The organism is Methanoregula sp. (genome assembly GCA_026625165.1).
Lineage (GTDB): Archaea > Halobacteriota > Methanomicrobia > Methanomicrobiales > Methanospirillaceae > MVRE01.
On the sequence record CP112999.1, the window covers coordinates 1,944,438 to 1,960,253 of the forward strand.

10 protein-coding genes are annotated in these 15,816 nt (G+C 54.1%); 3 read left to right on the forward strand and 7 right to left on the reverse strand.

The annotated features are described in order from the left end of the window. Positions 1 to 136: 136 nt before the first annotated feature. From OS112_10240 to OS112_10250, 3 genes are read left to right on the forward strand one after another with little or no spacing between them, the layout of a single operon-like run. On the forward strand, positions 137 to 313 hold the full coding sequence (locus OS112_10240) for a hypothetical protein (GenBank protein ID WAC04817.1): 177 nt from the start codon (positions 137 to 139) through the stop codon (positions 311 to 313). Beyond that, the gene (locus OS112_10245) at positions 310 to 1,515 is read left to right on the forward strand and encodes a molybdopterin molybdotransferase MoeA (GenBank protein ID WAC04818.1); all 1,206 of its coding nucleotides are present in this window, start codon (positions 310 to 312) and stop codon (positions 1,513 to 1,515) included. The genes OS112_10240 and OS112_10245 overlap by 4 nt, the downstream gene beginning before the upstream one ends. Next, on the forward strand, positions 1,509 to 3,365 hold the full coding sequence (locus OS112_10250) for a molybdopterin biosynthesis protein (GenBank protein ID WAC04819.1): 1,857 nt from the start codon (positions 1,509 to 1,511) through the stop codon (positions 3,363 to 3,365). The genes OS112_10245 and OS112_10250 overlap by 7 nt, the downstream gene beginning before the upstream one ends. Here the strand turns inward: OS112_10250 and OS112_10255 are convergent. From OS112_10255 to OS112_10285, 7 genes are all read right to left on the reverse strand, one after another. Beyond that, a complete protein-coding gene (locus OS112_10255) occupies positions 3,295 to 3,777 on the reverse strand; it encodes a TIGR00725 family protein (protein WAC04820.1) in 483 nt (160 codons plus the stop codon). The two genes, OS112_10250 and OS112_10255, sit on opposite strands and share 71 nt — an antisense overlap. Positions 3,778 to 3,887: 110 nt before the next feature. Next, positions 3,888 to 6,056, reverse strand: a complete 2,169-nt coding sequence (gene glgP, locus OS112_10260) for an alpha-glucan family phosphorylase (GenBank protein ID WAC04821.1) — start codon at positions 6,054 to 6,056, stop codon at positions 3,888 to 3,890. A 305-nt stretch (positions 6,057 to 6,361) separates the two neighbouring features. After that, positions 6,362 to 9,013: a PAS domain S-box protein gene (locus OS112_10265; GenBank protein WAC04822.1), complete on the reverse strand. Its 2,652-nt coding sequence runs from the start codon at positions 9,011 to 9,013 to the stop codon at positions 6,362 to 6,364. A 2-nt stretch (positions 9,014 to 9,015) separates the two neighbouring features. After that, the gene (gene cheB, locus OS112_10270) at positions 9,016 to 10,077 is read right to left on the reverse strand and encodes a chemotaxis-specific protein-glutamate methyltransferase CheB (protein ID WAC04823.1); all 1,062 of its coding nucleotides are present in this window, start codon (positions 10,075 to 10,077) and stop codon (positions 9,016 to 9,018) included. 2 nt (positions 10,078 to 10,079) lie between these two features. Further along, positions 10,080 to 12,404, reverse strand: a complete 2,325-nt coding sequence (locus tag OS112_10275; protein WAC04824.1) for a response regulator — start codon at positions 12,402 to 12,404, stop codon at positions 10,080 to 10,082. A gap of 11 nt (positions 12,405 to 12,415) precedes the next feature. Then, complete coding sequence (locus tag OS112_10280) at positions 12,416 to 14,065, reverse strand: methyl-accepting chemotaxis protein (protein WAC04825.1); 1,650 nt, start codon at positions 14,063 to 14,065, stop codon at positions 12,416 to 12,418. Between the two features lie 103 nt (positions 14,066 to 14,168). Then, positions 14,169 to 15,806: a methyl-accepting chemotaxis protein gene (locus tag OS112_10285; GenBank protein ID WAC04826.1), complete on the reverse strand. Its 1,638-nt coding sequence runs from the start codon at positions 15,804 to 15,806 to the stop codon at positions 14,169 to 14,171. Positions 15,807 to 15,816 lie beyond the last annotated feature (10 nt).

Genomic DNA, 15,816 nt, shown 5'->3' on the forward strand with positions numbered 1-15,816 from the left:
CGTGCTCCTCTTTCATTTGATTGAGGATTTTCGCACCAATCTTCGCACCCATCTGTTGCAATTGCAGGCAACGTTTGTCGCCAAACAGCTTGCCGGTCAGTAAACACAATAAAGAAGTAAACAAAATAGTGTTACCATGAACGAAAAGGAGTTTGCAGAGATTTTCAAAGAGGCTGGAATCGAGAACGAGATCAAGTGCCCGCAGGCGTTTGCGATTGCACAGAAACACAAGGTTTCCAAGAAGGCGATTGGCGACTACTGCAACAGCCACAATATCAAGATCCGGGCCTGCCAGCTCGGCTGCTTCAAATGAGCATCTTCTTAAAAGTCGTCCCGGTATCAGAAGCGATTGCAGCCGTCAGAAGGATTGCCCCGCAACCCGTGCAGGAAACCGTCCCGTTGGAAATGGCTGCCGGCCGGGTGCTTGCGGAAGACGTGCGGTCGGACACTGACATCCCCGGGTTTGACCGGTCGGTGGTGGACGGGTATGCGGTGCGAGCCGCAGACACGACCGGGGCAAGCGATCCGGTCCCGGCAATGCTCCGCACCCGGGGGCGGGTCGAGATGGGGAGCAGGGCAGTCGCCCCGATCAGCCCGGGTGAGTGCATCTACGTGCCGACCGGAGGTGTTGTCTCTGTCGGCGCCGATGCGGTCGTGATGGTGGAAAATACCGGGCAGGCCGGCGATGAAATTCTTATAAAAAAGCCGGTAGCAAATGGCGAAAATGTCCTGCTGCACAACGAGGACTTTTCAAAGTCCGAGGTCGTGCTCGGTCGCGGCAAACGGATCTCTGCGCAGGACGCAGGCGTGCTCGCTGCCGCAGGATGCAATACAGTCCCGGTATACCGGCAACCGGTTATCGGCATCATTTCAACGGGCAACGAACTTGTCCCGGTCCAGAAAACTCCGGCCGCTGGCCAGGTGCGGGACAGCAACTCCTTCATGGCCGGGGCGTTTGTGCAGGAAAACGGGTGCGTGCCGAAGCATTACGGCATAATACACGATGACCGCGATGCACTCCGGGCTGCCCTTGTAAAGGCAGTCGCCGAATGCGACGCGGTGCTCATCTCTGGCGGAAGCTCAAAGGATGACAGGGACATGGCTGCCGCTCTCATTGCTGAACTCGGCGAAGTGCTAATCCACGGGATAGCAATCGCACCCGGAAAACCGACAATCATCGGGTATGCCCAAAACAGACCTGTCATCGGCCTGCCCGGCCACCCGGCATCGGCATTCATCGTGCTCATCGCAATCGTCCGGCACCTGCTTTACGATATGACTGGCGACACCGCCCCGGTGCAAATGACCGTGCAGGCACGCCTTTCCAGCAACGTCCCTTCACCACGGGGCAGGGAAGACTATGTGCGGGTGAAGGTCGCAGGCGGGGTTGCGACACCGGTGTTCGGCAAGTCCGGGCTGCTCAACACGCTTGTAAGAAGCAACGGGGTGATCCGCATCCCGGCAGAGAGCGAGGGGCTTGAAGCTGGCGAACCTGTAGAGGTGCTGTTGTGGTAAAGCGGTACCTCAAAGTGACATCCCTTGATGACGTCCTTGCTTTGCTTGCGAGGGAATTTGCCTGCACCCCCTCAACGGAACGCGTGCCGCTTGAAAGGTCGGTCGGCCGGATTACCGCCGCACCCATATTTGCACGTTATTCCGTCCCGGAGATCCATCTCGCGGCGATGGACGGGATTGCCATCGTGAGTGCGGAAACGGACGGCGCATCCGAGCAGCACCCGGTCACACTCCAAAGTGCGGTCCGGGTGAACACCGGCAATGTCGTGCCCCCCGGTTTTGATGCGGTGATCATGATCGAAGATGTCTGGGTCGATGGCATCCGGTTCACCATCCGTAAGTCGGCTGCACCATGGCAGCACGTCCGCCCTGCGGGAGAAGACCTAGCGGAATCGGAGATGGTCCTTCCCTCCCGGCACCGGATCCGCCCTCACGAGCTGGGGGCGCTCGCAGCGTACGGGATCACTGATATTGAGGTGCTTACCGTGAGAATAGGGCTGATCCCGACGGGCACCGAGCTGGTTGAGCAGGGTACGCGACCGATGCCGGGGCAGGTTGTGGAGAGCAACACGGTGATGGCGGCAGCAATGCTCTCCGATACGGGTGCGACCTGCAGACGCTACCCCGGGGTAAAGGATGACCCGGCCCTCATTCGCGATGCAGTCGAAAAGGCCGCCTGGGAAAACGACATCGTGATCATCTCGGCAGGCTCTTCTGCAGGCACGCGTGATTTTACCGCGGAGGTTGTCGCGGGCCTCGGCGAGGTGCTCGTCCACGGGATCGCGATCAAGCCGGGGAAACCGGCGATCATCGGGCGGGTTGCCGGAAAGCCGGTAATCGGTATGCCCGGTTACCCGCTATCGGCATTCACGGTTATCCGGGAAATTGCAGTGCCTCTTCTGGCGCGGTACGGGCTTGTTGTGCCGGAACCTGAAACAGTTGAGGCAGAGATTACCTCCACCATCCACAAAGATATTGGCAGCGACGAGTTCGTTCTTGCAGCACTTGGAAGGGTCGGCAACCGCTGGGTGGTCTCGCCGCAGTCCCGCGGCGCCGGCGTCCAGATGAGCGCGGTACGGGCAAATGCATACCTCAAAGTACCGGCAGACGTCGAGGGATGGGAGGAAGGCGAACCTGTGCCGGCCCGGCTCATGGTGAAAAGAGGCGAGGCGGAACAGGCACTCCTCGTGACCGGGAGCCATGACCCGGTCATCGACCATCTTGCCGACCTTCTGCGGGGTGCGGGGATCGAACTCCACTCCACGCATGCCGGCAGCATGGGAGGCATCTTCGCGTTAAAAAAAGACCAGTGCCATGCTGCTCCCATGCACCTGCTCGCACCAGACGGGAGCTACAACACGGAGTTCCTGAAGAAATACCTGCCGGGCGAGGAACTAATCCTCCTGTCAGTCGCAGGCAGGCAGCAGGGCATTGTCTCGCGGGACAGCATCGCGTTCAATGACCTTCAGAATCACACCTTCATCAACCGGCAGGGCGGCTCGGGTACAAGGATGCTGCTCGACTACGAGCTCAAAAAAACGGGGATTGACCCGTTAAAAATCCGGGGGTATGAACGGGAGGTTACCACGCACCTCGCTGTCGCACTTGCAGTAAAATCCGGAGAAGCAGACACGGGGATGTGCGTGTATTCCGCAGCAAAAGCGCTCGGCCTTTCCTTCGTGCCTGTCGCACAGGAGCGGTACGAACTCGCGATCCGGAAGTCCCATATGGCAGACCCGCGGGTAGCTGCTCTTTGCGCCGCGATTGCATCCCCTGCGTTTAAGGAGATCCTTCGCCAGCTGGGGGGCTACGATACAAAGGAGACCGGCGTGCAGCGCTCAAAGCCATGACCACGGCCTCTTTTGGCGTTGCACACCTCACCACCCCCTCAATGTCCCACGTTTTGTAGCCAAAGACCGGCTTGTTTAATTTTAAGGCAATTGCAATCTCGGAGAGTGTCCCGTACTTCCCACCAACGGCGATCACTGCATCGGCGGACTGCACCAGCAAAACATTGCGCGAGTACCCCATCCCGCTCCTCACACGGATGCCGAGGTAGGGGTTGCCGTCCCCCATATCGGGCAGGATGCCAACGGTTGTCCCGCCATTCTCCCGTGCCCCTTTGCATGCAGCCTCCATCACGCCGCCCATCCCGCCGCAGATGAGCTTCCCGTGGTCCGATGCGATAAGCGCGCCCACCTCCTGCGCCGCGGCGTACTCCTCCGGCGTGCAGTCAGCGGCGCCGATCACTGCGATCTGCATAATAGTGCATCAAACGGGGTGCATAAAATACTGCACGATTTTGTTCCCGATAAACCCGGTGTCCTCTGGCCGTCCGCCATTTATGGGGCATTACTATTCACCGCCCGCCCTCAGCCCTTCATTACTACCCGGCACTCATCATCAGCGCATGAGATCAGCTGCGGGTAATACTTTGAGACGTACTCTTTTACCATCCGCTTTGCACAAAACCGTGGTGCAACGCTTTTTATTGATTCTTTCATCATCTTCACCCAGCCGTGCGGGATGCCGTCAAGGGAGGTGGAATAATAGAGCGGGACGATCTCGTGCTCAAGGAGATCATAGATTGCATGGGCATCATCTGCGTCCCGGTTTCCATCCGGAGTGCCGCCGCCAAACGCCCAGCCGTTCTTCCCGTTGAATCCCTCGATCCACCAGCCGTCGAGGATGCTTAAGTTGAGGACGCCGTTAAGTGCCGCCTTCATACCGCTCGTCCCGCTCGCTTCCATCGGTGGCAGGGGGTTGTTGAGCCAGACGTCGACGCCGTGAACCATGTACTGTGCTGTCTGTTCATTGTAATCTTCCACGAATGCTATCCTCCCTTCAAACTCGGGCTGCTGGGCCACGTGGTAGATCTTCTGGAGGATCCGTTTTCCTTCTTCGTCCGACGGGTGTGCCTTTCCTGCAAAAATGATCTGGACCGGCCTCCACGGGTTGCATACGATCTGCCTGAGCCGGTCAATGTCGTAAAAGATCAGGTCGGCCCGCTTATAGGTGGCAAAACGCCGTGCAAAACCGAGGGTGAGGATCGACGGGTTCAGGAGCAGCCCCCCGGTGACCAGGGTGAGAGGGTCTTCCCGCCGCTGCGCCCATTTTACCCGTATAGGCTCGCGGATCCTGTTGAACAGCTTGATTTTGAGATGGGTATGGAGCGCCCAGAGCTTCTCATCCGGGATCTCATCGACCAGCTTCCAGATAGCCTCATCATCATGCTCCTTCTGCCAGTTCGGGGTCACCGGGTAGAAATACGTGTCCATGAGGTCTTCGATCCGGGGGTTCATCCACGTCGGCAGGTGGACCCCGTTTGTAATCGCATCGATCGGGACCTGGTTTTCGGGAACCTCTTTCCAGAGGCATCTCCACATCTGCCGGGTAACCTCTCCGTGGCGGTGTGAAACGGCATTATGGTATCCGGAAAGCCGCATTGCAAGTACTGTCATGTTGAACCCTTCATGAGGGGAATCCGGGTGGACCCCGAGGGAGAGGAACCGGTCTCGATCGATCCCGAGCGAGGGATAATAGGAGCTGAAGTACCGGTCCATGAGTTCCACAGGGAAGACATCATGGCCCGCATAGACCGGAGTGTGGGTGGTAAAGACCGAGGTCCCCTGCACCTGCCGCAGTGCCTCATCAAAAGATTGCCCTTTCTCCACGCGTTCCCTGATCCGCTCCAGCAGGGCAAACGCCGGGTGGCCCTCGTTGAGGTGTACGGCTGTGTACTCGATTCCAAGATGGCTCAGTACCTTGCGGCCGCCGATTCCAAGCACAATCTCCTGCTTCAGCCGCAGTTCCCGGTCGCTGGTATAAAGGCTTGATGAAATTTTACGGCTCGCGGGATCGTTTAAGGGAATATCGGTATCGAGAAGGTAAAGGGGGACCTTCCCGACATCCACCTTCCATACTGCGACATAAATCGGCGGTTCGATATGAGGCGTCCGGATAACCAGTTGCTCTCCCTCACTTGTCAGTATCCGTTTGACCGGGGCGGCATCCCGGTCGAGGATCTCCCGGATCCCTACCTGCCAGCCATCGGTCCTGATATGCTGGTGGAGATATCCCTCCGAGTACATGAATCCCACACCCACCAGCGGAACTCCCAGATCGCTGCATTCCTTGAGGTGGTCGCCGGCGAGAAAGCCAAGCCCGCCTGCATACAGGGGGAGGGAGTGGTGAAGGCCGTACTCCGCGGAAAAATAAGCGATTGTCAGGGCCCGGCTGTCGGGATTATGATCCTGGAACCAGCCGGCTTTTGAGTTCATGTACCTAAAAAAACGGTTCATTATGATATCGTACCGCCGGAGATATTCCTCGTTCTTTACAGCGGCTTCAAGAAATTCGGCCGGGATATCACGGAGCATCTTCACCGGGTTATGAACGCTCGCCTTCCATGCCTCCTGGTTCAGCTGCTTGAAAAGGACCCGTGCCTGCGGGTGCCAGCTCCACCAGAGATTGTACGCCAGGTCAACAAGCCCGGATAAACGGGTGGGAATATTGCTAAAATGGTTGTTGGTACCGTTCACATTACCTATCTCTACCGGTGACCATATAATATCTGAGATTGGCGCCGGATCCATCGGAAGGGAGATGCGATGAAGGAAAGATCCGGAGTCAGACGAACTTTTTCATGTACCGTTGCTGTTTCCGGCCCCGATTGCTACTATCTGCATACCATCTGTTAAGCAGACCTCAATATTAAACTCCGGCTTAGAAGAGTGATACTCTCATTCTGACATGATCGTGCAGCAGGGGATATACCGCAAATATATTTTTTGGGGGGGACGGGCATCTTAAAAATAGAGTGTGTGCGGAGAGATGCGCTGGCTGCCTATGCTTTTTCCTTTACCATAATTATGAATTTTGTCCCCGCCGTCCGGTCGAGTTCAATCGTTCCCTGCAACTGCTCCACGAGCGAGTTGACAAGGCGGATCCCGAGTGACTTTGCATTGTGCCAGTCAAAGTCCTGTGGGATACCGACACCGTTATCCCTGACAACAAGAGAGATCTCATTTTTATCTTTTGTGATATCGATGACGATCTCTCCCTTCCTGTCATCAGGAAAAGCGTACTTGATCGCGTTGGAGATGAGTTCATTGACCATGAGACCAAGAGGGATTGCCGTGTCTATGTTCACCATGATTACTGGTGCATTGATGGTGAGGTGTATGAGCTGCGATTTGACACCGTAAAACGAAAAGAGTTCCCTTGCGAGGAACTGGATGTAGTCCCTGAGATCAATTTTCGAGATGTCACCGGACTGGTAGAGGCGTTCGTGGACAAGCGCCATCGCCCTGATCCGGCTCTGGCTGTCCTTGATCGTCTTCAGGATAACGGGGTCGTCGATGGTGCGGGACTGGAGGTTTAACAGGCTGATGATGATCTGCATGTTATTTTTGACCCGGTGGTGGACTTCTTTAAAGAGGATATCTTTCTCGTGCAGGGTCTTGTTGAGAGATTCGGTGCGTTCGGCAACCCGCTGTTCGAGGACTGTGTTGAGGGAGCGGATCTCATCTTCCATCAGCTTGCGTTCGGTGATGTCATAGTATGTACCCAGCACACCGATATTCTTCCCCTGATTATCGGACAAGGGGACTTTGCTGGTGAGGAGGTGTATCGTCTCTCCGGCAGGGGTCGTCTGCGACTCCTCGATCATGAGTTTCGGTCTCCCGGTTTCGATGACCGTACGGTCATCGGCGCGGTAGAGCTCAGCCTGATCCCGCCAGACCATTACATAATCGTCCTTGCCGATAACATCCTCGGGTTTTTCGAACCCGGCATCTCTGGCAAACGGGATGTTGCAGCCCAAATAGGTAAGGTTTTTATCTTTCCAGAAGACTCTGACAGGGATATTATTGAGAATTTTTTCGAGAATCTGCTGTGAATCACGGAGTGCATCCTCCGCCTTTTTGCGCTCGGTGATATCAATACCCTGAGCGATTGTTGCGGTAAGATTCCCATGAACGTCAAGAACATTTGCCGAATTCCAGAGGACTGTTCTTGTACCACCTTCAGCTGTGAGGATGGGGATTTCGACTGCCTCCCATCGTTCACCTTCGAGGGTCTTCTGGATTAATGCCATTGCGGCTTTACGGCCCTTATCAGGGAAGAGAAGCCCCAACGTCTTTCCCAGCATCTCCTCCTGGCTTCTGCCAGTCAGATGTTCGAACGCGTGGTTGAACCGTGTGATCCGGAACTCTGTATCCCATGTGATGATGGGAGCATTGGCATAGTTGAAGAGGTTACTGAGATATTCATTGGTTTCATGGAGTGCTTCCTCAGCTTCATTACGTTCGATAGTAGTCCGTATTGATGCAATTCCAAATGCCAGATCCCCTGCCATTTCCGAGAGCAGTTGCATTTCATCGGAGTCGAATGCTTCCGGTTCGATGGCATAGATGGTCAGCGCACCAATCACCTGTTCCTGTATGATAAGCGGAAACGCTGCGACCGTGGAATAATCCCGCTTTATTGCCTCATAGATCCATCTCCCGCATTTCGGATTGTTCTGGATGTTATGTACAACCGTGGGTTTACCGGTCATGATTGCTGTGCCTGTGGGACCTTTTCCATGATGTCCCTTTTTCCAGCTGATCCGGAGATTTTTGAGATATTCCTCTTCAAATCCGAACTGGGCAACCACTTCAACAGTTTTGTCCTTGTCATGATGGGCATACCCTACCCATGCACAGCGGTATCCTCCCAGAGTCACCAGGATCTTACAGATACCTTTAATGAGGTCTTGTAGGTCTGATGTCCTGACAAGGAACTGGTTACATTCGGAGATTACATGGTATGCTCTTGTCTTTCTCTGGAGCGCTTCTTCGGTCTTTTTCCGGACTTCAATCTCTTCAAGGAGTTGGCGGTTTGTGTTCTCGAGCTGGAGAGTCCGTTCTGCAACCAGATCCTCAAGATGTTCGTTCAGTTCCCTGAGCTGATCTCTTGCTTCTGTGAGTTCCTGATTTTTCTGGACAGCGGTCTCGTACGTGGAAAGGAGCATATTGAGGATCTGCAGCCGGCTTGCAGCGATGTGATGCTTTTTACCGGCAAATGAGATCTCAAGTCCAATCTGGAATTTTTCAGTCTCCTCGGCATAGGAACTGGCAAGGACTATTTCGATCCTTGACAGCAGATATTTTTCATCATAGGGTTTTGAGATAAAATTGTTCGCACCGCATTCAAGTCCCCGTATGACATCCGCCGGGTCATACAGGACGGTGACAAGGATGACCGGGATCTCTTTAAACCGTTCGTCCCCTTTGATCCTGCGGCAGAGCTCATAACCGTCCATTTCAGGCATGACGATATCGGAAATGACCAGCTTTGAAAGTGTTGTTTCCAGCAGTAAAAGCGCCTCTTTCCCATTGCCTGCAATGCTTACTTCATACCCTGCTTTTTCCAAAATTAATTTTAAGTGTTCTGCCTGGGTGGGGCTGTCCTCCACAACCAGGACGTTGGTATTCTTGTTTTTATGCGATACCATAGTCATTTTCCTCCGTTATTTGTGATCTCGTTCAGGACATCCACGATTTTTTCCGGCGAAAGCACATACATCGCAGCACCAAGTTTGATTGCTTCTCCCGGCATCCCGTGAACGACCGAGCTCTGTTCATCCTGGACGATTGTGAGCGCCCCGCAATCCTTGAGAGATTTTAACTCATCGGCACCATCCCGTCCCATGCCGGTGAGGAGGAGCGCGATTACCCGGTTCCCGTACACCTGCCGTACTGACCGGAACAGGAATGAGACAGAAGGGCGCACCCCGTTTTCCGGGGGTGCATTTGTCAGCATGATCCGGTTATCATTCGAAAATCCCACATGATAACCGTCAGCTCCAATATACGCATGGCCCGGCAGAAGGTATTCCCCGTTCACAGCAATGTGGATGGGAAACCCGGTTGTCCCCTGCAGCCATTCGGCAAATCCTTCGCCGAATCCTAATGTCATGTGCTGGACAATAACAAGCGGGAGCGGGAATCCTTTTTTTAGTCCGGAAAGGAGCGTCTGGATAACAACAGGCCCGCCAGTGGATGCACCGATGGCAACGATCTGTGCCCCATCCTTTATAGGTTCGATTTTCATCTTCGCTTTAAGGTATGTCTGCGTGACCGATCCAGTACCCTTCTGCGGAAACCGTCGCACTACTTTGATTTCAGCATAGGTCTTCACTGCATCAACGAGTGATTTTGCCATTGCCTCGAATTTGGGATGGTTGGCACCGGGCGGGCGGGGCATCAGGGTAACCGCGCCCGCTTCCATGGCTTTAAACGAGGTTGCGATTTCATGGATGTTTTCGCTTCCCGAGACAATGATGATCGGGACCGGGGTGGTTTCCATGATCGTGCGGGTCGCATCGAAGCCGTTCATTTTTGGCATGTTGATGTCCATAGTGATAAGGTCCGGTTTTTTATCACGAACAGCCTGTATTGCCTCTTCCCCGTTTGTTGCGGTTCCGATGACGGTAATCCCGGGATCACGGCTGAGAATGAATTCCAGAAGCTGCCGCGCCACCGGAGAATCATCAACGATCAATACCTTCACCATCATTGTCACTTCCCGATAAGCCTCTGGACTACTTCGAGCAGGTTGCTCTGGTCAAAACTGCTTTTTACGATGTAGGCATTGGCGCCCACGTCGATCCCGCGCTCACGGTCCTGCTGTGAATCAAGAGCGGTCACAAGAACCACGGGCAGTTCTGAATATTTCTTGTCACTTCGGATCTTTTCAGTCAGGACAAACCCATTCATTCGCGGCATGTCTACGTCAGACACAACGATATCAAATGATCCTGACCGGAGTTTTGAGAACGCATCCATGCCATCCACTGCCGTCTCGACTATGTATCCTGCACCTTCCAGGATATTCTTGAGAAGCATTCTTGATGTAATCGAGTCCTCGGTAACAAGAATTGTTTTTTTCTTTTTTTCCTTCTCCTTATCAGTTGCAGGAATGGACGCTCCTCCCTCAGAACGAAGACGGACCGCAGATTTCATAAGATCCCCGACATTCACCACCGGCACTACTTTTCCGGTGCCGAGCACTGTCGCGCTGGAAATATTCCTCACCCGCATCAGGTGCTGACCGAGCCCTTTAATCATCACATCCTGTGCGTACCCAATCTCATCGACAGAGATACCGAGACGTTTGTCAGCGAAAATAACCACGACAATATAGATCGCCTGCGGTTCTTTATCTGATACATTATAGGGAATCCCGAGTGCATCGGCAAGCCGGACGATTGCAAGCGGCTCGTTTTCCAGTTCGATTACCCTCTGGCCTTCCACGGTTTTGATTTTTTCAGGGGTGATCCGCATGACACGATCCACGTTCTTTAACGGCACTACAAAAGTCTGCCGGTTTTCGTTGACAACGAGCCCCTGGAACGTGGCAATGGTCAGGGGGATAAGGATCCGGAATTTCGTTCCCATACCGGGTGTCGTGTTTACTTCAATCGATCCGCCAAGCCTGTCCACCTTCTCCATGGCTATTGCAAGGCCAAGCCCCCTTCCCGATGTATCGGTGATAATGGGGCTTGTCGTGACCCCGGAACGGAATATCAGGGTAAGAATTTCATTGTCGGTAAAGTGATCAAGTTCTTCTTCTGTGATGATTCCCGATTTGACTGCTGCCATCCCGATATTTTTATTTTCGATTCCGGCACCGTCATCCTCCATAAGAATTTCAACATTTTTTCCCTCTCTGTACGTGAAGCGGATAGTGATTTTCCCAGACCTTTCCTTTCCTTTCCCGATCCTTGTTTCCGGCGGTTCGATGCCGTGATCGATTGCATTTCGCACCATATGCATGAACGCGTCCTTCATCTCATCAAGGATCCGCCTGTCGATCATGATCTCCTGTCCCTCAATGGCAAGATCCACGTCCTTGTTTTTGTCCCGTGAGAATTCCCTGACAAATCGCGGGAAGGACTCTAGCATAGATCCGGCAGGCATCATCAGGAGCCCTTTCATATCATCGATAAGGTTGTCTGTCCGCTCCAGGAGGAACTGGTGATCTGCACTGATCATGGTTTTCTGTCGTACCAGTTCGGATTCAAGGGTATGGACAAATTCGGCATTATATTCGAGAAAATCCGTGAATTTTCCAAACTCTGCGCGCTTGTGTTCCTGATGCTTTTGAATTTGTACAGGCCGGGCACTTCTCCGTAGTGCCGGAAGCCGGGTCCGGATGCCCGCCCAGCGCTGTTTCCATGGCGCGAACTGCCGGCAGATCCTGCCAAGATCGGATGAGCGTTGGGCAGCTGCACGTTTTGCATCGCTAATCTCTTCTGTCTTGAGCATGAGCAAATCGAGCCGGGCCGTGGAGATCTTGATCGTGTCTGCCTGGATACCGGCCCGGGCAGGGGCGGTTGGTACCGGTCCGGCTATATGGACCGGCTCAACGTCTGCATGGGGTTCCGGTATGGTTGTTGTCCCTGCCGTTTCCTGCCGGGCCGGTGCAGGGGGCGTTCCCTGAACAATTTCGGTTAAGCTCAGGATAATTTCCCGGCTTTTTTTGCGGGCCGTTTTGATATCCGGTTCAGTGCCTTGTAAGAATGTTTCGAGAAGACTGACGCACTGGTGAAGGAGATCAAAGGTCTCGCGTGAGAAAGTGATCTTTTGCTGTTTGGCGGCTGAAAAAACACTTTCGAGCGCCTGACAGGTCTTCTCGATATCGGTAAGGTTTACCGAACGAGCAGCGCCTTTTAACGTGTGTGTCTCACGAAAGACTGATTCCACAACAGCGGCATGATGTTCCGGGCCCAGCGGCTTTTCGAGCTCGAGTAAACCCGCTGCGATGGCACTGAGGTGCCCATCTGCCTCAACACGGAAGGTCGCAAGGAGCTTTTGTGCAAATTCGCTGTTGTCTCTTACCATATGATTCTTCCTTATAGCCGGTATCTGTCGGCGATTTGCTTGAGTTTCTGCCCAAGATCGTGGAGGTTCTTTGCTGCGGTTTCGGCCTGTTGTGTGCCTTTCAGGTTCTGCTGGCTTGCCTGCTTGATGTTCTCCATTGACTGCACGATCTGGTTCATTCCCACGAGCTGCTGCTGGCTTGAAGCGGCGATCTGGGTTGCCGCTGTTGCAGATTCCGCAACGGTACCTGCGAGCACCCGGATGGATTCTCCTGCCTCAGTGGACTGTTTCATGCTCTCGGCAACCGTCCGGTTCCCCTGCTCGGTTGCCATCACCGAGGCGCTCACGCCCCGCTGGATATCGGTAAGGATGGTCCTGACCTGTGCGGTCGCCTCTTTCGACTGCTCGGCAAGCGTGCGGATCTCCTGCGCCACGACGCCGAACCCCTTGCCCTGCTCGCCTGCTTTTGCCGCCTCGATGGACGCATTGACCGCGAGGATATTGGACTGTTCTGCAATATCGTTCACCGTCACGATGATCTCCCCGATTGCCTGGCTCTTCTCGGCAAGCTGCACCACGTTATCGGCGATGGACTCCATCTGTTCCTGCACCCGGTGCATGCTGCTCACCACATTATCGACAGCCTTCTGCCCGGACTGCGCGATTGCGGATGCCTGCCGGGAACCTTCGGCAACATTGTTTGCCTTCTGGCTGGCAAGGTCTACCGTCTGCTTGACTTCTTCAATGGTTGAGGTGGTCTCGCCGATGGCAGACGCGGTCTCTGCTGCACCGGCGGCGATCTGGGTGGTGGTGGCAAGGATCTCGGATGAGGAGGAGGCGAGGACCTGAATTGCTCCGTTAAGTTCCTCCATGGTTTTTTCCAGTTCAAGCTTCCTAAGGATAATTTTTGAGGATTCCAGTAATTTCCGGCTGGTCTGCTGGAATACATAATAAACATACCCCAGCAGGACGAGGTAGGCGGCGAGGCGAAGGAAGTGCCACAGCCACCAGCTCGCCAGCCACGGGGCTGATAAGGGAAACACAGCGGCTGCCACGCCATTGAGCAGACAAAAACTGCCAAAAAACAGTTCCACAAGCTGCCCGTTCTGCCGGTAACGAGAGAGGAACCAGAACCCTGCACAAAGGAACAGAATGCCGGCGATGACATTCATGATGATGCCGGTTAAGGTAAAAACGCCCCCGACCATCACGACCGGTACAGAGTCCGGAGCGATGATCGAGTATAAACCGATCAGGACGACCACGACCCCGGCAATAACCGGAGCTGTCGTGTTTCCCCGTCCCTGATCGCTGCGGATTACGCCAAGGGCAACAAGAAAGAGGGATCCACCGGCAAGGACTGCGATGGTGTGGAACCAGACAAAAAGATTACCGGGGGTGACAGAAGCATGGAACCCGTCAAGGATAGCCATCCCGATAAGCGCTGCAGCGATCCAGGTATAATAACCGCCATTTTCCTTGTCTTCTTTCCCGGAAATAAATATCCAGGCGAGGAACAACCCTGCAAAGACTCCCATCGCTTCCAGAACGGAATGGAATGGTATCTCAAGCCATGTCCATCCTTCTGTTGTTACCCCGAGAAACCCCAGGCCGATAATGGGGAGAATAATTGTTAAGACAATGACTTTGAATATGTTTGAATGTGCTTTGGTTTCAGGCATTGTATTCCACCTCTCCTCCACTCATTTTTTTCTTTATGTCCTGACTCTCTCTGAATCCTGAACCGGTGTTTGTGCTTACTTCCTGAATCAACGTGATCAACCCTTAAATCCGGTACCTGCCTGCGATCTCTTTGAGTTTCTGCCCAAGATCGTGGAGGTTCTTTGCTGCGGTTTCGGCCTGTTGTGTGCCTTTCAGGTTCTGCTGGCTTGCCTGCTTGATGTTCTCCATCGACTGAACGATCTGGTTCATTCCTACGAGCTGCTGCTGGCTGGATGCTGAAATCTGGGTCGCCGCTTTTGAAGATTCCCCGACGGTACCTGCGAGCACCCGGATGGATTCCCCTGCCTCGGTCGACTGTTTCATGCTCTCGGCAACCGTCCGGTTCCCCTGTTCAGTTGCCATCACTGCGGAGCTCACACCCCGCTGGATATCGGTGAGGATGGTCCTGACCTGTGCGGTCGCCTCTTTCGATTGCTCGGCAAGAGTACGGATCTCCTGTGCCACAACACCGAATCCTTTGCCTTGCTCTCCCGTCTTTGCCGCCTCGATAGAAGCATTGACAGCGAGAATATTGGACTGTTCAGCGATATCGTTCACCGTGACGATGATCTCGCCGATTGCCTGGCTCTTCTCGGCGAGCTGCACCACGTTGTCGGCAATGGATTCCATCTGTTCCTGGACACGGTGCATGCTCCCGACCACCTCATCGACTGCCTTCTGTCCTGACTGCGCTATTGCGGATGCCTGCTGGGAACTTTCGGCAACGCTTTTTGCCTTCTGGCTGGCAAGGTCGACAGTCTGTTTCACTTCTTCGACCGTTGCGGTAGTCTCGCTTACGGCAGAAGCTGTCTCTGCTGCACCGGCGGCGATCTGGGTGGTAGTGGCAAGGATCTCAGATGAGGAGGAGGCAAGCACACCGATGCCCGCGGATAAATCCGTCTGGACATCGCGCAGGTTCTTCACCATCGTGGCAAACGAGGCATTCAACATACCGATCTCATCAGCCCGGGATTCTGTCGTAGTCTGTACGGTGAGATCTCCTTTGGCAATCCGGTCTGCATTTTCAGCAAGGGTGCTTATCGGGGAGGAGATGCTCTGCGTGAGGAGGTAGGACAAACCGAGTCCCAGCAGAAGAGCGGCTAGCACTGCGATCAGGATGATGGTGTTCATCTGCGCTGCCAGCTGATCGGTCTGCCTTAGAGAATCCGAAACACGCTGCTCTGTGATGGTCACAATATCATCGACCATCGGTTCGATTTGCGAATACCGCTGCTGCTGGATCCCCAGTGCTAGCTGGGTTGCTTCTTCACGTTTTCCCGAAAGGATAAGGGGGATCTGCTCATTGTCTCTCGTGTCTGCGTATTCGATCCTGAGTTCGTTGAAAGACTGCAACTTTGGGAGGAGAACCGGGTCATTCGCGTTGCGGGAAAGAAGGTCTTTCATCTTCCCGTCGACGAGTGCCTTTCGCTGGATGATATCCTGCCGTTTCTGTTCAATGGCTGACTTGTTTTTTTCAACGATCATCGAAAGGACTTCGTCACGGTTCTCCGAGGTGTAACCACGGACCTCAAGGACGTCGATTACATTGGCGAGATCGCTGTCATGGATTTTCTTATTATTCTCCTGTATATAGGCTACACTCAGATACGCCGTTGCTGCCACGATAACGAGCAGCAGGATCATGATGCCAAAACTCACAAAGAGCTTGGCCTTTACCGGAAAATCACGAAACGCTTTCATTTTTTTACCT